This is a genomic window from Azohydromonas lata (assembly GCF_034427735.1).
Classification (GTDB): Bacteria; Pseudomonadota; Gammaproteobacteria; order Burkholderiales; family Burkholderiaceae_C; genus Azohydromonas; species Azohydromonas lata.
Genome location: NZ_JAXOJX010000071.1, coordinates 12,582 through 33,531, shown reverse-complemented (window position 1 = coordinate 33,531; position 20,950 = coordinate 12,582). Strand labels below are relative to the sequence as shown.

The window sequence follows — 20,950 nt, the reverse complement described above, 5'->3', positions numbered from 1 at the left end:
GTATAAGAGACAGGCACCAGCGCCAGCAGGGCGGCCGCGCCGGCCAGCATCAGGCTCGCGCTGAACAGCCACGCCAGGCCGCCGGCCGCGCCGCCCGTGGCCAGCGCGCCCAGCTTGCGGCCCAGCATGGCGGTGAGCACGGCCCCCAGCACCGGCACGCCTATGAAGAAGAACAGCGCCAGGTCTTCGAGCTGAAACCCCTGCTCGCCGCCGCGCTGCGCGGTGGAGCTGGAGCCGCTCCAGCCCTCGGGCGCCGAGGCCGGCGCGGGCAGCTTCTCGGCCTTCACCAGCGCCTGCAGCTCGTCCACCGCGGCCAGCAGGCCGCCCGCGAAATTGCCGGCGCGGAAGGCCGGGGTGATGGCCTGGTCGATCACGCGCTTGGCCGCCAGGTCGGGAATCGCGCCCTCCAGCGCCTTGGCGACTTCTATGCGCACGTGGCGGTCGTTCTTGGCCACCACCAGCAGCAGCCCGTCGCCCACGTCGCGCCGGCCCAGCTTCCACTGGTCGGCCACGCGGAAGGCGTAGCTGGCGATGTCCTCCGGCGCCGTGGTCGGCACCAGCAGCATGACGAGCTGCGTGCCCGCCTCGCGCTCGAAGTCCGCCAGCCGCGCTTCGAGCTGCCCGCGCTGCGAGGCGTTGAGGGTGCCGGTCTGGTCGATGACGCGGGCGTTGAGCGCGGGGATGGGCAGCACGTCCTGCGCGCCGGCGACGGGAGTCAACAGCAGCGCGGCCAGCGCCAGCAGCAGGCCGCGCAGCGCGGAGGTGAGGCCGCGCATGGCCGCCTCAACGCGAGGCCGGGCTGGCCGGCAGTGACGGGGCCACGGGCGAGGTCGGCGTGGTCGTGGCCGGCGGCGCGTTGCGCGAAGGCGTGCCGAAATCCACCGTGGGCGGCCGCGAAATCTCCGCCTCGTTCTGCACCGTGAAGCTGGGCTTGGGCTTGTAGCCGAAGACCATGGCGGTGAGGTTGGTCGGGAAGCTGCGGGCGAGCACGTTGTAGTCGGTCACCGTCTTGATATAGCGGTTGCGGGCGACGGTGATGCGGTTCTCCGTGCCTTCGAGCTGCACGCGCAGGTCCTGGAAACCGCGGTTGGCCTTGAGGTCCGGGTAGCGCTCGCTCACCACCAGCAGCCGCGACAGCGCGCTGGAGAGCTCGCCCTGCGCCTGTTGGAAACGCTGCATGGCCTGCGGGTCGTTGAGCGTCTCGGGGGTGACCTGCACGCTGGTCGCCTTGGCGCGGGCCTCGATCACGCGCGTGAGCGTTTCCTGCTCGAAGTTGGCCTCGCCGCGCACGGTGTTGACGAGGTTGGGAATCAGGTCGGCGCGGCGCTGGTACTGGTTGAGCACCTCGGCCCACGCGGCCTTGCTCTGTTCGTCCAGTTGCTGGAACTGGTTGTAGCCGCAGCCTGAGAGAAGGAAGGCCGCGAAGAAGGCGATCAGCCAGCGCATGCGCATATCCACTGCTCCGTGAAGGGTTTGCTTGGGGATGCTAGCTCAGCACATGGCGCACCTGACCAAGGGATAGCCGCACGGGATAATCGCGGGATGACCGCACCGCTCGCCAACGACACCTTCCTGCGCGCCTGTCTGCGCCAGCCGACCGACTACACGCCCGTGTGGCTGATGCGCCAGGCCGGGCGCTATTTGCCAGAGTACTGCGCCACGCGCGCGCGCGCGGGCAGCTTCATGGGGCTGGCCACCAACCCGGACTTCGCCACGGAAGTGACGCTGCAGCCGCTGGACCGCTACGCGCTGGACGCCGCCATCCTGTTCAGCGACATCCTCACCGTCCCCGACGCCATGGGCCTGGGCCTGAGCTTCGCTGCCGGCGAGGGTCCGCGCTTCGCCACGCCCGTGCGCGACGAGGCCGCGGTGATGAAGCTGGAAGTGCCCGACATGGCCAAGCTGCAGTACGTGTTCGACGCGGTGAGCTCCATCCGCAAAGCGCTCAACGGGCGCGTGCCGCTCATCGGCTTCTCCGGCAGCCCGTGGACGCTGGCCTGCTACATGGTCGAAGGCAGCGGCAGCGACGACTACCGCCTGGTGAAGTCCATGCTGTATTCGCGCCCCGACCTGATGCACCGCATCCTGGCCCTCAACGCCGACACCGTGGCCGCCTACCTCAACGCGCAGATCGAGGCCGGCGCGCAGGCCGTGATGGTGTTCGACAGCTGGGGCGGGGTGCTGGCCGACGGCGCCTTCCAGCAGTTCAGCCTGGCCTACACGCAGCGCGTGCTGAAGCAGCTCAAGCGCGAGCACGACGGGCAGCGCATCCCGCACATCGTCTTCACCAAGGGCGGCGGCCTGTGGCTGGAAGACATGCTCGGCGGCGAATCCGTGCCTGACGTGCTGGGCGTGGACTGGACGGTCAACCTGGCCCGCGCCCGCGAGCGCGTGGGCGACCGCGTCGCCCTGCAGGGCAACCTGGACCCCAACATCCTGTTCGCCCCGCCGGCCGCGATAGAGGCCGAAGCCAAGCGCGTGCTGGACAGCTTCGGCCACCCGCAGCGCGCCGACGGCGGCTTGGGCGGCCACGTGTTCAACCTGGGCCATGGCATCAGCCAGTACACGCCGCCTGAGCACGTGCAGGTGCTGGTGGACACCGTGCACGAGCACTCGCGACGCCTGCGCGCCACGGCCTGAAAGCCTGGAGCTTGCGCAAGCTGGGCGTCTTTGATGCGCGGGGCTTGACTTGTCCACGGAATCAGCTCTGCGGCCTGACGCCGCCGGAAGCATCATTTCCGGCTGCGCCGGCCCTGCGGAATAGCGTTAAGCCGTTGATCTCATTGATGAATTTCCCCGTGTTGCAACTCCGTGCACGGTGGAAACCCGCGCTGCGTACAGGCTGTGAACGGCTCGCGCGCAGTTTCCCCACAAAGTTATCCACAGCGGCGGCCCATCCATGACGTACCGGCTGGCGGTGGCCGTGGAGGCGCCGCAATACAGCGGCCTGGGCGGGCCGCTGGATTACTTGAGCGAGCTGCCCCTGCCGCCCGGCACGCTGGTGCGCGTACCGCTGGGCCGGCGCGAGGTGCCCGGCCTGGTGTGGGACGCGCCCGCCGAAGCGGCGGAGACTGGCCGTCCCCCCCTGTCCGACGACGCCCTGCGGCCCGTGGCGCAGGTGTTCACCGCGCTGCCGCCCCTGGGCGACGCCTGGCGCGACCTGGTGGCTTTCACGGCCGCCTACTACCAGCGCGGCTTGGGCGAGGTGGCGCTGTCGGTGCTGCCGCCGGAGCTGCGCAAGCTGGACGACACCAAGCTCGCGCGCCGCATCGCCCGGCTGCGCAAGGCGCTGGAGCAGGGTGGTGCCGATGCCGCGGACGCCGATGAGGACGACGGCGACGGCCTCGAACCCGCAGATCCGGCAAATCCGGCGGCCGCCGCGCCGCCCCGTCCGGCCGGGCACGCCAACGAGCCACCCGCACTGACGCCGGACCAGCAGGCCGCGGTGGAGGCCGTGACGGCTGCGGCTTCGGACGGCACCTTCCTGCTGCACGGCGTCACCGGCAGCGGCAAGACCGAGGTGTATTTGCAGGCCGCCGCCCACACCCTGGCCGCCGGTCGGCAGGCGCTGGTGCTGGTGCCCGAGATCAACCTCACGCCGCAACTGGAGGCGCGCTTTGCCGAGCGTTTCAAGGGCCGGCGCCTCGTCTCGCTGCACAGCGGCCTCACCCCGGCGCAGCGGCTGAAGCACTGGCTGATGGCGCACCTGGGCCTGGCGGACCTGGTGCTGGGCACGCGGCTGGCGGTGTTCGCGCCGCTGCCGCGGTTGGGCCTCATCGTCGTGGACGAGGAGCACGACCCCTCCTACAAGCAGCAGGAGGGCGCCCGCTACTCCGCGCGCGACCTGGCCGTCTACCGTGGCCGGCTGGAGCGCGCTCCCGTGCTGCTGGGCTCGGCCACGCCCTCGCTGGAGAGCTGGCATCGCGCGCAGCAGGGCCGCTACAAGCGCCTGGACCTGGCCAGCCGCATCGGCGGCGGCGTGCTGCCGCAAGTCAGGCTGGTGGACATGAATTTGCTGCCGCGCACGCATGGCGTGACGGTGGCGCTGTCGCCGCAACTGGTGGACGCGCTGCGCGAGCGCCTGGCCCTGGGCGAGCAAAGCCTCTTGTTCCTCAACCGCCGCGGCTACGCCCCGGTGCTGCACTGCACCGAGTGCGGCTGGAAGAGCGGCTGTCCGCACTGCAGCGCCTGGCGGGTGTTCCACCGCGGCGACCGCACGCTGCGCTGCCACCACTGCGGCTTCACCGAGCGCGTGCCGCGTGCCTGCCCGCAGTGCGGCAACCTCGACCTGCAGCCCCTGGGCCGCGGCACCGAGCGGCTGGAGGAGCAGATCGCCCAAGCGTTGCCCGCCGCCCGCGTGGCCCGCATAGACGCCGACACCACGCGCGCCGCCGGTGCGCTGCAGGAGCGCCTGGCGGCCGTGCATGCCGGCGAGGTGGACGTGCTGGTGGGCACGCAGATGGTCGCCAAGGGCCACGACTTCCGGCGCATCACGCTGGTGGCGGCGGTCAACCCGGACAGTGCGCTCTTCGCCAGCGACTTCCGCGCGCCGGAGCGCCTCTTCGCGCTGCTCATGCAGGCCGCGGGCCGCGCGGGGCGTGATGCCCGCCAAGCCGCGCGCAGCCAGATGTGGCTGCAGACCTGGCACCCCACGCACCCGCTGTACGCCGCGCTGCGGCGGCACGACTTCGAGAGCTTCGCCGCCTCGCAGCTGGCCGAGCGCGAGAGCGCCGGGCTGCCGCCCTACACGCACCTGGCGCTGCTGCGGGCCGAGGCGCGCACGCCGGAGGCGGCCAGCGCCTTCCTGGACGACGCGGCCGCCTGCGCCAACGAATTTCCCGAGGCCGAGCAGGTGCTGGTTTACCCGGCCGTGCCCCCGCCCGTGGCGCGCGTGGCCGACGTGGAGCGCATGCAGATGCTGGTGGAGTCGCCCTCGCGCGCCGCGCTGCAGCGGCTGCTGGCGCAGTGGCTGCCCAAGCTGCATGCGTTGCGCGCGGCGCACAAGGGGCTCATCCGTTGGGCGGTGGACGTGGATCCGCTGGGAATTTGAAGAGGGGCATGTCCTCCCGTTTATTCCTCGTTGGCAAATGGGCACTGCGCGATGCCGTACCGCCATGGCGTTGAGAAGGCACGCAAGTTGCGCAACCGCCTGTAGTCCCAAGCCCGCCGCCTGCATGCCGCTTTGCCGGGGCGCCGCATCCAGGGGCGTTTGGCTTCCAAGCCCGCCGGATCAAGCACTTGGGCGTTCCACCAGCAGCTTGCCCACAGAGTTGTCCACAGTTTGGAGGGCCGGTTTGGGAAAAACCGCCTGGAATCAGCCGCTTGCGCAATTTCCCTCAGACGGCGCATGAGGCGCATGTCACACCGGCGCCGTTGCCGCAACCGCTTGACACGTTTGCGCCAACGTGATGGCCGTTTTGTGGGGCTTGACAAGCCCCCTTGTCCCCACTTCGGAAACAGCGGTGCAAGCCGTGCGAGGCCGGCGCGCGCCGCACCGAAGCGGGGCGGGCACGATTTTCTAAATCCTTGATTCACAAGATTTATTTGAACCGCGCACAGGCCGCATGCGAGCGCCCACCCTCCTGATGCGACAAGCACTTGCGCCACTCTTGTGCAGCTTGCGCACAAAGTTATCCACAGCGCTTGAAGGCTGCCGGGAAAACAAATGGACAGGGTTTTCGTTACATCCCGGCCGAGGTTTGCAGGACGTCAAAAGGAAATTCCACACCGGGTCGCCCGATTTGGCTGAAGACGCATCGAAGGGCTTGACCCGTAACAAAAATGCGCCAAGTGCTTGATTCTTCTCCAGGTCCGGCGCACTGCGCAAAAAATAGGCAGCCGACGTTTGTTCTTGGCGCATCAAGGACTTAAGGCAGTCATGGCCAGCTTGCTCACTGACTTGTCCACAGAAACGGTGCATGGAGCGATGAGTGTGCGGCCGGGGCTTGATAAGGCTCTTCCGCTCCTCTGCGAAATCATGGGCGCCAGTCGGGTGAAGCCCAATTTGAATTTGTTCTGGACGCCGCCCGGCAATATCGGCTGCGTTCCCATGCCTGCAAGGCCGGGCTTTTATCCCCAAGGCCGACATACTCCGCCGCCGTCTGCCGTGCGGGGTGGCGAGCACTTCCAAGGCAGGGGTTGCTCCTTGAGGGTTGAGCTAAGTCATTGATTTTTATGAGTGGGGCACCGTTGCCTCAAGGGCGGGCAGCCGGGCTGCGGGCTTGTGGAATCAAGCACTTGGCGCAGTCGCCGGCACCTTGCCCACAAAGTTGTCCACAGCTCGGGTGGACAGCTGGAAAAACACGGCCTGCTTCAAGCACTTGGCGTGAGAAGCTCACATGCCTGCCAGGAGCGGCCGGCCCGCGGCCGTGCAGTGCCTACACCACGGCGGCCCGGTGCGTGATGCGCGTCGCGGCCGGGGGCGCTGCGGTGTCGGACATGCGGCGCGGCGGTGGGACGGCTGGCTATCATGCGCGCCGCTTTCGCGGACCGCCGCCGTCCGCCGCCTGCGCGTCCCACGCGCACTTTCCGTACGCTTCCCGCGTCCGTTGCTTCCCGTTTCCCGCTCCCATGGCCGACACCCTCAATCCCGCCCAGCTCGAAGCCGTCCACCACCTCGCAGGCCCATGCCTCGTGCTGGCCGGCGCGGGGTCGGGCAAGACCCGGGTGATCACGCACAAGATCGCCCGGCTGCTGCAGGCCGGGCTGGAGCCCAAGCAGATCGCGGCCATCACCTTCACCAACAAGGCCGCGCAGGAAATGCGCGAGCGCGCCAAGAGCCTGGTTGGGCCGCGCGCGGCCAAGGACCTGGTGGTCAGCACCTTCCACTCCCTGGGCGTGCGCATGCTGCGCGAGGACGGCCAGCGCCTGGGCCTGAAGGCGCAGTTCTCCATCCTGGACGCCGACGACGTGCTGGGCGTGCTGCGCGACGTGGGCGGCAGCACCGACAACAAGACCGCGCGCCAGTGGCAATGGACCATCAGCCTCTGGAAGAACCAGGGCTTCAACAGCGACACCGTGCGCTCGGCCGTGCAGAACGCGGAAGAGGAGCTGGTCGCCCGCGTGATGAAGCTTTACGAGGAGCGCCTCTCGGCCTACCAGGCCGTGGACTTCGACGACCTCATCGGCCTGCCTTTGAAGCTGCTCACCAGCGACGACGAGGCACGGCGCAAGTGGCAGGACACCTTCCGCCACGTGCTGGTGGACGAGTACCAGGACACCAACTCCGTCCAGTACGAGTTGCTCAAGGCGCTGGTGGACCACCCGGACGACCGTTTGCGCGGCCACTTCACGGCCGTGGGCGACGACGACCAGAGCATCTACGGCTGGCGCGGCGCCACCATCGAGAACCTGCGCCGGCTGCCCGAGGACTTCACCCAGCTCAAGATCATTCCGCTGGAGCAGAACTACCGCTCCACCGGCGCCATCCTGCGCGCGGCCAACAACGTCATCGCCGCCAACCCCAAGCTGTTCGAAAAGAAGCTGTGGAGCGAGTTCGGCGACGGCGAGCCCGTGCGCGTCATGGAGTGCGACGGCGAGGAGCACGAGGCCGAGCGCGCCGTGGCCTTCATACAAGGCATCCGTGCGCAGGGCGGGGCGGAGCTGAAGTTCGCCGACTTCGCCATCCTCTACCGCGCCAACCACCAGGCGCGCGTGTTCGAGCAGAAGCTGCGCGCGGCGCAGATCCCCTACAAGGTCTCCGGCGGCCAGAGCTTCTTCGACCGCGCGGAAATCAAGGACCTCTGCGCCTGGCTGCGGCTGCTGGTCAACCAGGACGACGACCCCGCCTTCCTGCGCGCCGTCACCACGCCCAAGCGCGGCATAGGCCACCAGACGCTGGCCGCGTTGGGCGAGTTCGCCGGCAAGTGGAAGCTCTCCATGTTCGAGGCCCTGTTCGCCGAGAGCCTGCCCGCCGCGCTCAACCGCAAGGCCATAGACGGCCTCCACGAGTTCGGCCGCTACGTCAACGAGTTCGAATACCGCGCCCGCCACACCAGCGGCAACGAGGACGCGCGCAAGCTCCTGCTGGAGTGGCTCACCGATATCGGCTACGAAAAGCACCTGCACGACGGCGAGGACAGCGAAAAGCTCGCCGCCGCGCGCTGGAACAACGTCATGGACTTCGTGGACTGGGTGGCGCGGCGCTGCGGCGGCGAGATCACGCAGGAGGGCGGCACCTTCGAGAGCGAGAAGAAGACGGTGCTGGAGGTGGCGCAGAGCATCAGCGTCATCATCAGCCTGGCCGAGCGCGGCACCGAGCAGGACGTGGTGACCCTCTCCACGCTGCACGCCTCCAAGGGCCTGGAGTGGCCGCACGTGGTGCTGGCCGGCGTCAACGAGGGGCTGCTGCCCTTTCGCAGCGAGGACGAGGACATGACCGCGGAGCGGCTGCAGGAGGAGCGCCGCCTGATGTACGTGGGCATCACCCGCGCGCGCCGCACCCTGGCCGTGAGCGTGCTGCGCCGGCGCAAGCGCGGGCGCGAGACCGTGGCTGCGCAGCCCAGCCGCTTCATTGCCGAGATGAAGCTGCACGAGAGCGCCACCAAGGAAGACCCGCGCGAGCGGCTCAAGAAGCTGCGCGCCCAGCTCGCGGCCCGCACGGCGCAAACGCCCGTGTAAAGCGGCTGCCAGGGCCGGCACGGGGCAGGCACCGCGGCGCCCGCCCCGGTGAGCGGCACGGCGCACGCGCGGCACGTGCCGCGCCGTGGCCGCTTTTTTGTCCTCTTGCCCATTTGCCGTGTGCTCCGGCCTGCTGATCCGGTCTCGGATGTGGATTTGCGCACGGCATCAGACACCAGCGCTTGCGCTCAGGCAGGCCCGCCTGATGAAGGAGAATGGAAACTATTGGTTTCATATCCTCGGATTTCCTGTGCCTTCTGCTGCCCGCACTGCAAACCTTTTGCGCCCAAGTGCCGTCGCGCTGGGGTTGGCGCTGGCGGCGGGCCTGGCTGCCGCGCAGTCGCCGGATGCGTTGCACGACCTGGAGGCGCTGCTGGGCACGGAGGTGGAGGGCGCGTCGCGCCAACTGGAGTCGGCGCTGGACGCGCCGGCCGTGGTGAGCTCCATCAACCATGCGGAGGCCAACGCGCTGGGCCACCGCACCTTGGGCGACATGCTCTCGCTGCTGCCGGGCATCTACATCGGCACCATCCGCGGCTACAGCACCGTGGGCATGCGCGGCCTCAATCCGCAGGGCGGCGTCAACAACTCGCGCCTGTTCATGAGCGTGGACGGTTACCACGTCAACGACGCCGTGTACGACCAGGCCCTGCCGGTGTGGGAATTCCCCATCGTGGCCGACTGGATCAAGCGGGTGGAGCTGGTGAGCGGGCCGGCCTCCTCGGTGTATGGCGGCAACGCGCTGCTGGGCGTGGTCAACGCCGTCACGCTGGAAGGGCGTGACGCGCCGGGGCTGCGCGTGCGCGCCGGGGCGGGCAGTTGGGGCACGCGCAACGCGGTGCTCAACTACGGCTGGAACGAAGGCGGCAACGACCTCTTCGTGGGCCTGGCGCTCAACGACAGCACGGGCGAGACGCTGAACGACGCGGCCTTGCGCAGCCCAACCACCCCCGACGGCCGCTTGGCCGGGCAGGACGGCCTGCGTTACCACAGCCTGTTCCTGAAGTGGCGCGTGGACGAGTGGCGGTTGAGCGTGGCCAGCCAGGAGCGCGTCAAGGGCATGCCCGTCACCCCCTACGCGGCCATGCAGGGCGTGCCGGGCAACCGATACAACGACACCTACGACTACGCCGAGCTGGCCTGGGACGGCGCCTGGCGCGAGGACTGGCGCGGCACCTTGCGCATGAACGTCTCGCGCAGCACCGCGACGGGCCGCTACATGACCGGCACGGTGGACGCGCCCGTGGTCAAGCACGACGAAGGCAGCGGCAACTGGGCCGCCATGGATGCCCGGCTGCAGTGGCGCGGCTGGATCAACCACGAGCTCACCATGGGCGCCGAGGCGCGGCGCATGTACAACGCCCGCCAGAACGTCTACGACGTCGAGCCCTACAGCGTGTACCTCGCCAAGAAAAACACGCAGAACCAGGCCGCGCTGTTTGCGCAGGACCACTGGCGCTTGGCCGAGCGCTGGTCGCTGACCACCGGCGCACGCGTGGACCAGGTGCAGGGCTACGCCGCAGCCTTCTCGCCGCGGCTGGCGCTGGTGGTGAGGCCCAACGAGCACGAGGCCTTCAAGCTGCTGTACGGGCAGGGCTTTCGTGTGCCCAGCCTGGCCGAGCGCTATTACCAGGACGCCAGCGGCTCGCAGCCCAGCAACCCCGAGCTGCAGCCCGAGCGGCTGCGTTCCGTGGCGCTGGCCTGGGAGCGTGCCGTGGGCAAGCGCAGCCGCGTGTCCGTGCACCTGTACCGCGACCGCATGCGCGAGCTCATCGAGTTCATGCCCGTGGTGGGCGTGGAGTCGCAATACCGCAACCTGTCCCAGGTGCGCACGCACGGGCTGGACCTGGAGGCGCAGGGCCTGCTCGACGCCGGCGTGCAGTGGCGCGCCAGCGTGTCGCTGCAGAGCGCCCGCTCGGAGGAGGGACGGCTGGCCAACACGCCGCGCTGGCTCTCCAAGGGCCTGCTCATCGTCCCGCTGCCTCAGCCGTGCTGGTCCACGGCGCTGCAGTGGATGTCGCTGGGCCGCCGCTCCGACGACGTGCCCGCGCGCCACACGGTCGATGGCGTGCTGCGCTGGGAGCCGCAGCGCGATCGCAGCCTGTCCTTGCGCATCCAGAACCTGCTGGATACGGCCTCCTGGGATCCCTCGCCGCCAGGGGTGCCGCTGTCCCGCATTCCGCTGGAGCGCCGGCGCGTGAGCATCGACTGGCAACAGGCCTTCTGAGGCCGGGCCGCAGTTCCGTCATGTTGCTTCACCCTCTGCGCTGCTGTGCATTCCTGCTGCTGACCCTGCTGGGCTGGGCGGCCGGGGCGCAGCCGCTGGCGGAGGCCGATCTCAAGGCCCAGATCCTGTGGCGCGCGCTGCAGTTCGTGGAGTGGCCGGGCGAGGTGTCGCCCTCGCAGCCGCTGCAGCTTTGCCTGACGGTGCAGGGGCCGCTGGCCGACGCGCTGCGCGATTGGGATCAGCGCGCGCTCAACGGGCGGCGCCTGGAGCTGCGCCGCGTGGCCGGCGCGACCGCGGCCGCGACCGCGGGCTGCCACATCGTTTATGTCGGCGCCGACGCCAGCGTGCCGGCCCAGCTCCCGCGCGGCCTGCTGTGGGTGGGCGACAACATGGGCCTCACCGAGCGCGGCGTGATGATCAACCTGCAACCGCAGCAGGGCCGCATCGTGTTCGACGTGGACCTGCATTCCGCACGCCGCGCCGGGCTGGACATCAATGCCCGGCTGCTGCGGCTGGCGCGCTACGTGCGTACGGAGGGCATGCCTTGAAGATGAATCAGGCGCCGGCGCATGAAGCCGTGCCGGTGGGAGACCCGCGCACCGCGCCGCACGTCAGTTGGCTGGCCCTGCGCCGTCGCAGCGACACGGTGCTGGCCTGCGCGGCCATGGCCATCGTGGTGCTGCTGCTGGGCCTGTTCGAGTTCCTGCAGCTGGACCTGCGCCAGCGCGACGGGCTGCGCACGCAGGCCGCGCTGGTGGGCCGCACGGCCGCCGCGGCGCTGCTGTTCGAGGACGCGACCGAGGCCCGCACCCTGCTCAATGCCTTCGAGGCCGCGCCGGCGGTGTCCTCGGCGCAACTGCTGAACGCCGGGGGCCGCGCGCTGGCGCAGTTCCGCCGCGCCGTGCCGCCGAGCTGGCTGGAGCGCTACGGCGGGCACATCGCCACGGAAATCGACGTGCTGGGCACCGACGGCCAGGTCGTCGGCCGGCTTCAGGTGCAGGCCTGGCGCGCGCCGACCTGGCGCGCCCTGGGCACGGTGCTAACGGCGGCCGTGGTCATCATGGCGCTGGCCCTGGGCGCAGTGGCCCTGGCCTCGCGCCGCCAGCGCGCGCAACTGCGCGCGGCTGACGCACGCACGCGCTACCTCGCCCACCACGACGTGCTCACCGGGCTGGCCAACCGCGAGTCCTTTGCCTCCGCGCTGGCGCAGGCCGCCGGCTCCGGCGCGCCCGCGGTGCTGATGTGCGTGGACGTGGACGACTTCAAGCTCGTCAACGACAGCCGCGGCCACGCCGCGGGCGACGCGGTGCTGCGCACCGTGGCGCAGCGGCTGCAGTCGCTGGTGCGCACGCAGGACGTGGTCGGCCGCTTGGGCGGTGACGAGTTCGCGCTGCTGCTGCGCGCGCCCGTGGACGGACCCACCACCGAGGCCATGGCGCAGCGCATCGTCGAGCAGTTGCCGCGGCGCATCGAATTCGAGGGCTCCTCGCTGAAGGTGGGCGTGTCGATGGGCCTGGTGCGGCTGCCTGACGACGCCACCACCGCCGAGGGCGCCATGGCCTGCGCCGACACGGCCATGTACCAGGCCAAGCGCGCCGGCAAGGGCGTGTGGAGCCGCTACACCGCCGCGTTGGGCGAGGCGCAGCGCGAGCGCCTGGCGCTGGTGCAGGCGCTGCGCGGGGCGCTGGCGCGTGAGGAGTTCGAGCTGGCCTACCAGCCCGTGTTCGACGCCGAGGGCCGCCTCATGAGCCTGGAAGGCCTGGCGCGCTGGCACAGCGCCAGCCGCGGCCAGGTGCCGCCCATGCAGTTCGTCCCCGTGCTGGAAGAGGCCGGGCTCGTGGCCGATCTCGGCCTGGTGCTGCTCAAGCGGCTGCGCATGGACCTGGACGCTTGGGCCGAGCAGGGCCTGCGCTGCCCACCCGTGGCGCTGAACCTGAGCTCACAGCAGTGCCGCCTGGAGTCGCAGCGCGAGCGCTTCCTGCAGCAGCTCTGCACGCTTGGGCTCACGCCGGACGAGGTCGAGTTCGAGCTCACCGAGACCACCGTGTTCGAGGATTTCGACAGCCCCGGCTCCATCGTCCGCGCGCTGCAGTCCGGCGGCTACCGGCTGGCCATAGACGACTTCGGCACCGGCTACAGCTCGCTGGCCTATCTGCTGCGCCTGCGCTGCGCCAAGCTCAAGATAGACCGCGTCTTCGTCGATGGCGTGGCCCGTCGCGACGACGCCGCGCTGCTGGTGGAAACCATGGTGCGCGTGGCCCATGCCATGGGCATGCACGTGGTCGCCGAGGGCGTGGAAAAGGAAGAGGATCTGTTCAAGCTCCAGGCGCTGGGCTGCGACCTCTACCAGGGCTTCCTGCTGGCGCATCCGCTGCCCACGCAGCGCGTGGCGGCCCTGCTGCGCGATGGCGGCAACGTTTCGCCGCCGCAGCCTGCGTTTAGCGCTCCCCGCCTGACCAGGACGGCCTGAGCGGTGCAGCGCACGGCGCCCCGGGCGCCGCTCCCGTGCGTCAACCCGTAAAGGCCTGCACCACCACCAGGCCCAGCGCGGCCAGCATCACGGCAAATTGAACCCAACCTTGGTCACTCATCGCTTTGTCCTTTGGCCTCTGCAAACGAAAGAGGCATTTGCGACGAAGCTTATGCGCAAGACGCAGACCCTTATTCATGTTGGACCCCGTGTAGGTGGGGAGAACCCTTACTGGGAATGCCGCTTGCTGCTCTCTCGGGTTGCCTGTAGCACGCATCCCCGCCGTGCCTCCCCCTGTCGGGTAACGGTCCACCAAACACGGGACGGCAAAAAGCCCCGCGGCCTCACGGCGGCGGGGCTATCGAGAAGCGCTTTGAGCCGGGCTCGGCCGCTTCTTACTGCTTGATCGCCTCGACCTGCACGACCAGCTTCACGTTGTCGGGCATGCCCATGTTCAGGCCGAAGTTCACGCCCCACAGGCTGCGCTGCATCGTGGCCTCGAAGTCGCCGCCGCAGACTTCGCGCTTGAGCATGGGGTTCACGTAGCAGTTGAAGTTGCGGGCCTTCAGGACGATGGGGTTGGTCTTGCCGCGCAGCGTCAGCGAGCCGGCGATCTCGGTGACCTTGTCGCCGTCGAAGGTGAACTTGTCGGCCACGAACTTGGCCGTGGGGAACTGCTCGGCGGCGAAGAAATCGTCGCTGCGCAGGTGCTTGTCGAAAGCCGGCGTGCCGCTGCTCACGGAGGCCGTCTCCAGCGTCAGCTCCACGCGGCCGGTGCGCGCGGCGCGGTCGAACTCCACGGTGCCTTCCTTCTTGTCGAAGCGGCCGCGGTTGGTCGAGGTGCCGAAGTGCGGGAACTCGAAGGTCACGAAGGTGTGGCTGGGATCGATGGCGTAGGTGGCGGCCTGCGCGGGCAGCACGGTGGTGGCGGCCATGGTGGCCAGGGCGGAGAGGGCGAGGAGCTTTTTCATGGCTTGGGCAGGGGGTCGGAAAACCGGGTTGAGGAGATGAGCCGCGCGCGGCCGCCGGGGCCGGCGCGGCAAGGAACTGCTGGGTGCGGCGCGAAGGCCGCGGCGTTCACTGCGCGGGGATGCCGCTGAAGGTGAGCTTGAACTTGACGGCCACGTCGTTGGCGACCATGGAGGTGTCGCTCCACTCGCCTTCGCCGATGCGGTGGTCCAGCCGCTTGAGCGTGAAGCCGCCCGTGGCCACGGTGTTGGCGCCGGCCGCGGCCAGCGTCACCGGCACCACGATGTCGCGCGTCACGCCCTTGAGCGCGAACTGCCCGGCGACGTCAAAGCGCCCGCCGCCCAGCGCCTTGACGGCGGTGGACGTGAACGTGGCCTGCGGGAACTTGGCCGTGTTGAACCACTCCGGCTTGACCACCTCGGCCTCGCTCTCCGGCGCGCCCATGCTGATGCTGGCCAGGTCCACCTTGAGCGCGATGCGGGCGGTCTCGGGCTTCTTGGGGTCGAACTGCACCTGCGCGTCGAAGCGGCGGAAGCGCCCGTCCACCGGCACGCCCATCTGGCGGCTGGTGAAGGTGACCTCGCTTTGCGCCGCCACGAGCTGCGCCGGGGCCGGCGCGGCGGCGGCCGGGGCCGGCTTGGCGGCGGTTGCGGCATTGGCGGCCGGCTTGGCCGGCGACTGGGCCCAGGCGGCCGGGGCGGCCAGCGCCGCGGCCAGTGCCAGCAGGGAAAGGGTTCGCGGGGTCATGGAAGGCATGTCCTGGGGTCGTGTGGGGAAGGGAGGTGAGGAGGATCAGGCGCGGCCCAGGCTCATGCGGGCGAGCAGGCCGTCGCGGTCGATGAGCTGATGCTTGAGCACCGCCGCCAGGTGCAGCAGCACCAGGGCGCCCAACGCGAAGGCCAGGCCCTTGTGCCAGGGCTTGAGCAGGGCGGCCAGCGCCTTGTCCACCGGGACGAAGTCCGGCAGCGGCAGCACGCCGAACAGCACCACCGGGAAGCCCGCGGCCGAGCTGTAGGCCCAGCCCACCAGCGGCACGGCGAAGAACAGCAGGTACAGCGCGTGGTGCGTGCCGTGCGCGGCGGCGCGCTGCCAGGCCGGCATGTGCATGTCGTGCGGGCGCGCCGAGCGCAGCCGCACCAGCAGCCGCACGGCCGACAGCGCCAGCACCACCACGCCGGCCCACTTGTGCCAGCTGTAGAGCTTCAGCCGCGTCGGCGACACCGGCAGGTCGGCCATGTACAGGCCCAGCGCGAAGGTGCCGGTGATCAACAGGGCCAGCAGCCAGTGCAGTGCCACGGCCGGCGTGCTGTAGCGGGAAACGGTGAGCTTGGTCATGGGCAGGGGGCGAAAGCGGGCGGGGCGGGACGTCGTGTCGATCTAGGGAGTATCCCGGAGTGCCTGGGGGTGCCGGCTTCAGCAGGCTTGAGGCGGTATTTCAGAAAAAGTGAATGCCCCGCCTTGATGGCGCGCAAGGAATGTGCATGCCGGAGGCCCCAACCGCCTGGGCGCACGGTTTGCCTGGAGCCCGGACCATCCCACTCAAGGAGTTTTTGCGATGTCCGACCTGCGCCTGCGTCCCGTTGTCCTGGCCGCTGCCGTCCTTGCCGGCGCGCTGGCCGCCTGCAGCCCGCGTTCCGAGAACAAGCCGGCCGAGGCGGTGGTGACCAACCAGACCGCGCCCGCGCCGGTGACCACCGCGTCCGACGCCGCGGCCACCGCCTCCGCCGCGATGGGCAACGCCGCCGACAACATCAAGCAAGCCGCCGGCGAGGCCAAGGACAAGGCCGCTGCCGCGGCAGACACCGCGGGCGACAAGGCCGCCGCGGCCGCCGACACCGCCGGCGACAAGATCGCCGCCGCCGCGGCCGCTACCAAGGAAAAGGCCGGCGAGCTGGCCACCGACGCCAAGGAGCTGGCCGGCGACGCCGCCGTCACCGCCCGCGTCAAGACCACGCTGGCCGCCGACGCCAAGCTCAGCGCGCTGGACATCAACGTGGACACCAAGGACGGCGTGGTCACCCTCAAGGGCACCGCCCCCGACGCCGCGGCCCGCAAGCACGCCACCGACCTCGTCAAGGGCGTCAAGGGCGTGAGCAAGGTGGACAACCAGCTCCAGGCGTCGTCGTAAGGCGGGGCAGGGGGCTGCCGCAAAACCCCCATCGTTCAGTTTTCTGAACCCTCGCTTCCCATTCGATGGGGCTCATCGTTCAGAAATCTGAACGGTGAAGGCGGCGCACCCGCCGCCTTCACCGTCAAACCGCTCTCAACCAGCCCTCAAGCCGCCTTCCTCGCCTCGCGCTCGCGCCACTGCCGCATCAGCGCGTCCCACTCCTGCCGCGCCTGCGCCAGGTGGCGCGCCTTCACGTGGCCGTAGCCGCGGATCTGCTGCGGGATGCGCGCGATCTGCACCGCCAGCGCCAGCCGCCCGGCCGTCAGGCCGCCCAACAGCTCCTCGATGCAGGCGCGGTACTCCTCGATCAAGGCCCGCTCCTCGCGCCGCTCCGCCGTGCGGCCGAACGGGTCCAGCGCCGAGCCGCGCAGCCCCTTGAGCTTGGCCAGCCAGGTGAAGGCGGTGCGCATCCACGGGCCGTAGGCCTGCTTGACCAGCTCGCCGCGCTCGTTCTTGCGGGCCATCAGCGGCGGCGCCAGGTGGTGCACCACCTTGAAGTCGCCCTCGAACATCGCGCCCAACTGGGCCTGGAACGCCGGGTCGGTGTGCAGCCGCGCCACCTCGTACTCGTCCTTGTAGGCCATGAGCTTGAAGAGGCCCTGCGCCACTGCCTCGGTCAGCCGCGTGGAGCCCAGCGGCTGCTCGGCCTGGCGCACGCGCTGGACGAAGTCGCTGTAGCGCTGCGCGTAGGCCGCGTCCTGGTAGCCGGTGAGGAAGTCCACGCGGCGCTGGAGGGTCTCCTCCAGCGCCGGGCGGCGCACGATGCTGATCACCTGCGCCGCCTGGAACAGCGCCTGCACCGAGGCCAGGTCGTGCGCGCAGTGCCGGCCCAACTCGAAGGCGCGCAGGTTCTTGTCCACCTGTACGCCGTTGAGCTCGATGGCGCGGCGCAGCGAGTCCAGCCGCAGCGGCACGCGCCCCATCTGCCAGGCGCAGCCCAGCAGCAGCGGGTTGGCGTAGATGGAGTCGCCCAACAGCTTCACCGCCACCTGCTCCGCGTCGAAGGCCAGCAGCCGCTCGCGGCCCACGGCCTGCGCAATCGTGTCCTGGCAGGGCCCAAGCGGGAACTGCCAGTCCGGCTGATGCACGAAGGCCGCCGTCGGCGCGGTGTGGGTGTTCAGGGCCACCGCGGTGCGCCCGGGGTGCATGACGGCCAGCGTCGCCGGCAGCGCGGCCACGATGGCGTCGCAGGCGATCACGAGATCGGCCGCGGCCATGTCCACCTTGGTGGTGTGAATGGCGCTGGCCGTGTCGGCGATCTGCACGTGGCTCCAGGTCGCGCCGCCTTTCTGCGCCAGCCCGGCCGCGTCCTGCGTGACGATGCCCTTGCCCTCCAGGTGCGCCGCCATGCCCAGCAACTGGCCGATGGTGATCACGCCCGTGCCGCCCACGCCCGCCACCACGATGCCCCAGGCCTGCGCCGCCGCCGGCAGCGCGGGCTCGGGAATGGGCGGCAGCGCCGCCGTGTCCTGCGCCTGGTCGGCCTTGGGCTTCTTCAACGTGCCGCCTTCCACCGTCACGAAGCTTGGGCAGAAGCCCTGCACGCAGGAGAAGTCCAGGTTGCAGCTGTTCTGGTTGATGCGGCGCTTGCGGCCGAACTCGGTCTCCACCGGCTCCACCGACAGGCAGTTGCTCTTGTCGCTGCAGTCGCCGCAGCCTTCGCACACGGCCTCGTTGATCACCACGCGCTGGGCCGGCGCCTGCATCGTCCCGCGCTTGCGGCGGCGGCGCTTTTCGGTGGCGCACATCTGGGCGTAGATCAGCACCGTGCAGCCGGCCGTCTCGCGCAGCTCGCGCTGCACGGCGTCGAGCTCGCCGCGCTCGCGCACCGTCACGCCCTCGGCCATGCCCGGCATGGCGCGGTAGGCGTCGGGCGTGTCGGTGACGAGCACGATGCGCTTGACCCCTTCGGCGCGCAGCTCCTGCGTCATCTCCGGCACGCGCATCTGGCCTTCCACCGGTTGGCCGCCCGTCATGGCCACCGCGTCGTTGAACAGGATCTTGTAAGTGATGTTCACCCCCGCCGCGATGGCCTGGCGGATCGCCAGCAGCCCGGAGTGCTGGTAGGTGCCGTCGCCCAGGTTGGCGAACACGTGCGGCTCGGTCGTGAAGGCCGCCTGGCCCACCCAGGGCACGCCTTCGCCGCCCATCTGCGTGAAGGTGCTGGTGGCGCGGTCCATCCAGGTGACCATGTAGTGGCAGCCGATGCCCGCCACGGCGCGCGAGCCCTCCGGCACGCGGGTGCTGGTGTTGTGCGGGCAGCCGCTGCAGAACCACGCCTTGCGCTCCACCGGGGCCGGGGTGCCCGGAGCCTGCAGCAGGGCCAGGCCTCTTTCCTTGGCCTCGATCACGGCCAGCCGCGCGTCCATGCGCGCGGCGGTGTCGGCGTCCACGCCCAGCTTCCTGAGCCGCTTGGCGATGGCCTTGGCGATGAGGGCCGGCGTCAGGTCGGCCTGCGCGCGCAGCAGCCAGCTCCCGCTCGGGTTGGGCCGGCTCCACTCGCCGCCGCTCAGGTCGCCCTCGGGCTCCTCGAACTTGCCCAGCACGTTGGGCCGCACGTCCGGGCGCCAGTTGTAGAGCTCTTCCTTGAGCTGGTACTCGATGATCTGGCGCTTCTCCTCGACCACCAGGATTTCCTGCAGCCCAAGCGCGAACTGGCGCGTGATGTCGGCTTCCAGCGGCCACACCACGTTGACCTTGTGCAGCCGGATGCCGAGCCGGCGGCAGGTGGCGTCGTCCAGCCCCAGGTCGGCCAGCGCCTGGCGCGTGTCGTTGAACGCCTTGCCGCTGGCGATGATGCCGAAGCGGTCGCTGGGCGTGCTGATCACGTCGTGGTTGAGCCGGTTGGCGCGCACGTAGGCCAGGGCCGCGTACCACTTGTGGTCCATCAGCCGCGCCTCCTGCGCCAGCGGCGGGTCCGGCCAGCGGATGTGCAGGCCGCCCGGGGGCATCTCGAAGTCCTCCGGCAGGACGATGCGCACCCGGTCGGGGTCGATGTCCACCGTGGTGCTGGACTCCACCACCTCCTGGATGGTCTTCATGCCGGCCCACAGCCCCGAGAAGCGGCTGAGCGCGAAGGCGTGCAGCCCCATGTCCAGGATGTCCTGCACGCTGGACGGGAAGAACACCGGCAGCCCGCAGGCCTTGAAGACGTGGTCGCTCTGGTGCGGCGCGGTGGAGCTCTTGGACACGTGGTCGTCGCCGGCCACCGCGATCACGCCGCCGTGGCGCGCCGTGCCGGCCAGGTTGGCGTGCTTGAACACGTCCACGCTGCGGTCCACCCCCGGGCCCTTGCCGTACCAGAGGCCGAACACGCCGTCGAACTTGTTCTTGTCCGGGTACAGGTCCAACTGCTGCGAGCCCCACACCGCCGTGGCCGCCAGCTCCTCGTTCACGCCGGGCTGGAAGACGATGTGCTGCTGCGCCAGGTGCTTCTTCGCCGCCCACAGCGCCTGGTCCACGCCGCCCAAGGGGCTGCCGCGGTAGCCGCTGATGAAGCCGGCCGTGTTCAGCCCCGCGGCCGCGTCGCGCTGGCGCTGCAGCATGGGCAGCCGCACCAGCGCCTGCACGCCGCTCATGAAGGCGCGGCCGCGCGAGAGCGCGTACTTGTCCTCCAGCGTCACTTGCTCCAGCGCCTTGCGCACGGCTTCCGGCAGGGGGGCATTCATGGCGGCTTGCTCCTCGAAAAAGGGATGGCGTGAATGCGGGCAGTCTAGGTTTGGACCCCAGGCAAAGGCTTTCGTTCTTTGCCGGCATGCCCAGGTCTTGAGCAACAATCTTTCTTCAAATAAGGAACTGGAGAACGGATGACGCCAAAAAATCAAAAATCAGGGAAAACCCGTGCTTCGAGTGGCGAGGCGGCGGTCCCGTCCGCACCCACCGGGGTCGGGGCATCGGACGTGCCGGCCGCCGGCAGTGGGCTGGACCGCTACGACGTGGCCATCCTGGAGGAGCTACAGCGCGACGCGCGGCTGTCCAACGCCGAGCTGGCCGAGCGCATCGGCCTGTCGGCAGCGCCGACCTGGCGACGCGTCAAGGCGCTGGAGCAGCGCGGCGTGATCACCGGCTACCGCGCGGTCATCGACCGGCGCCGCATCGGCCTGGGCGTGTTCGCCTTCGTCCGCGTGGATGCCGACCGCAACACCGGCAGCGCCACGCGCGAGCTGGAGGAGGCGCTGTGCGCGCTGCCGGAGGTGTCCTCCTGCCACTACATCAGCGGCGCGGGCACGTTCGAGCTGCAGGTGCTGGCCACCGACCTCGACGCCTTCGCCCGCTTTGCCACCCACACCCTGCTCAACCTGCCCAACGTGAAGGACGTCCACACCAGTTTTTCGCTCGGGGAAGTGAAGGCGGGCGGGGCGCTGCCGCTGTCGCACCTGGGCGCGCGGGCTTCGGCCTCCAGGACGGCCTGACACGGTCTTCGCGTGGATGAAAGCCCGCTGGCATGGGGTTTGCGCTGTGTATACACATGTTTCCCCCCGCCACTTGTGCCCTT

General features: G+C 69.9%; 15 protein-coding genes. 8 read left to right on the top strand and 7 right to left on the bottom strand.

The genetic code is table 11. From position 1 onward, the window contains the following. Nucleotides 1-776 (bottom strand): TPM domain-containing protein (locus tag SM757_RS28410; RefSeq protein WP_322467935.1); only part of this gene is annotated, 776 nt, incomplete at its 3' end. A 7-nt stretch (nt 777-783) separates the two neighbouring features. Further along, nucleotides 784-1,446 (bottom strand): LemA family protein, encoded by a 663-nt coding sequence (locus tag SM757_RS28405; protein WP_322467934.1) that lies wholly within the window; start codon nt 1,444-1,446, stop codon nt 784-786. Nucleotides 1,447-1,542: 96 nt separating this feature from the next. Between SM757_RS28405 and hemE the strand changes: the two genes are divergently transcribed. The 6 genes from hemE to SM757_RS28375 all read left to right on the top strand — a co-directional run bounded on the left by hemE (nt 1,543) and on the right by SM757_RS28375 (nt 13,316). Continuing rightward, nucleotides 1,543-2,640 (top strand): uroporphyrinogen decarboxylase, encoded by a 1,098-nt coding sequence (gene hemE / locus SM757_RS28400; RefSeq protein ID WP_322467933.1) that lies wholly within the window; start codon nt 1,543-1,545, stop codon nt 2,638-2,640. A gap of 259 nt (nt 2,641-2,899) precedes the next feature. Next, nucleotides 2,900-5,050, top strand: a complete 2,151-nt coding sequence (locus tag SM757_RS28395; RefSeq protein ID WP_322467932.1) for a primosomal protein N' — start codon at nt 2,900-2,902, stop codon at nt 5,048-5,050. A 1,520-nt stretch (nt 5,051-6,570) separates the two neighbouring features. Then, the gene (locus SM757_RS28390; RefSeq protein ID WP_322467931.1) at nt 6,571-8,619 is read left to right on the top strand and encodes an ATP-dependent helicase; all 2,049 of its coding nucleotides are present in this window, start codon (nt 6,571-6,573) and stop codon (nt 8,617-8,619) included. A gap of 280 nt (nt 8,620-8,899) precedes the next feature. Then, complete coding sequence (locus SM757_RS28385; protein ID WP_322467930.1) at nt 8,900-10,846, top strand: TonB-dependent receptor plug domain-containing protein; 1,947 nt, start codon at nt 8,900-8,902, stop codon at nt 10,844-10,846. 20 nt (nt 10,847-10,866) lie between these two features. Continuing rightward, nucleotides 10,867-11,394 carry a YfiR family protein gene (locus tag SM757_RS28380; RefSeq protein ID WP_322467929.1) on the top strand — a complete coding sequence of 176 codons (528 nt, stop codon included), beginning with the start codon at nt 10,867-10,869 and terminating at the stop codon, nt 11,392-11,394. Nucleotides 11,395-11,396: 2 nt separating this feature from the next. After that, the gene (locus SM757_RS28375) at nt 11,397-13,316 is read left to right on the top strand and encodes a putative bifunctional diguanylate cyclase/phosphodiesterase (RefSeq protein WP_322467936.1); all 1,920 of its coding nucleotides are present in this window, start codon (nt 11,397-11,399) and stop codon (nt 13,314-13,316) included. Nucleotides 13,317-13,356: 40 nt separating this feature from the next. On the opposite strand, the gene SM757_RS28370 is transcribed toward SM757_RS28375, so the two are convergent. The 4 genes from SM757_RS28370 to SM757_RS28355 all read right to left on the bottom strand — a co-directional run bounded on the left by SM757_RS28370 (nt 13,357) and on the right by SM757_RS28355 (nt 15,620). Next, entirely contained in the window at nt 13,357-13,515 is a 159-nt protein-coding gene (locus tag SM757_RS28370; RefSeq protein ID WP_322467928.1) for a hypothetical protein, read from the bottom strand. Between the two features lie 196 nt (nt 13,516-13,711). Further along, nucleotides 13,712-14,287 (bottom strand): YceI family protein, encoded by a 576-nt coding sequence (locus SM757_RS28365; RefSeq protein WP_066334439.1) that lies wholly within the window; start codon nt 14,285-14,287, stop codon nt 13,712-13,714. Between the two features lie 106 nt (nt 14,288-14,393). After that, nucleotides 14,394-15,032: a YceI family protein gene (locus SM757_RS28360; RefSeq protein WP_322467927.1), complete on the bottom strand. Its 639-nt coding sequence runs from the start codon at nt 15,030-15,032 to the stop codon at nt 14,394-14,396. 45 nt (nt 15,033-15,077) lie between these two features. Beyond that, a complete protein-coding gene (locus tag SM757_RS28355) occupies nt 15,078-15,620 on the bottom strand; it encodes a cytochrome b (protein WP_322467926.1) in 543 nt (180 codons plus the stop codon). Between the two features lie 220 nt (nt 15,621-15,840). Between SM757_RS28355 and SM757_RS28350 the strand changes: the two genes are divergently transcribed. After that, nucleotides 15,841-16,413: a BON domain-containing protein gene (locus SM757_RS28350; protein WP_322467925.1), complete on the top strand. Its 573-nt coding sequence runs from the start codon at nt 15,841-15,843 to the stop codon at nt 16,411-16,413. A 146-nt stretch (nt 16,414-16,559) separates the two neighbouring features. Here the strand turns inward: SM757_RS28350 and SM757_RS28345 are convergent, their stop codons facing one another. Then, a complete protein-coding gene (locus SM757_RS28345) occupies nt 16,560-20,123 on the bottom strand; it encodes an indolepyruvate ferredoxin oxidoreductase family protein (RefSeq protein ID WP_322467924.1) in 3,564 nt (1,187 codons plus the stop codon). 138 nt (nt 20,124-20,261) lie between these two features. Here SM757_RS28345 and SM757_RS28340 point away from each other — a divergent pair, with 138 nt between their 5' ends. Continuing rightward, nucleotides 20,262-20,867 (top strand): Lrp/AsnC family transcriptional regulator, encoded by a 606-nt coding sequence (locus SM757_RS28340; protein WP_407655811.1) that lies wholly within the window; start codon nt 20,262-20,264, stop codon nt 20,865-20,867. Nucleotides 20,868-20,950: the final 83 nt, after the last annotated feature.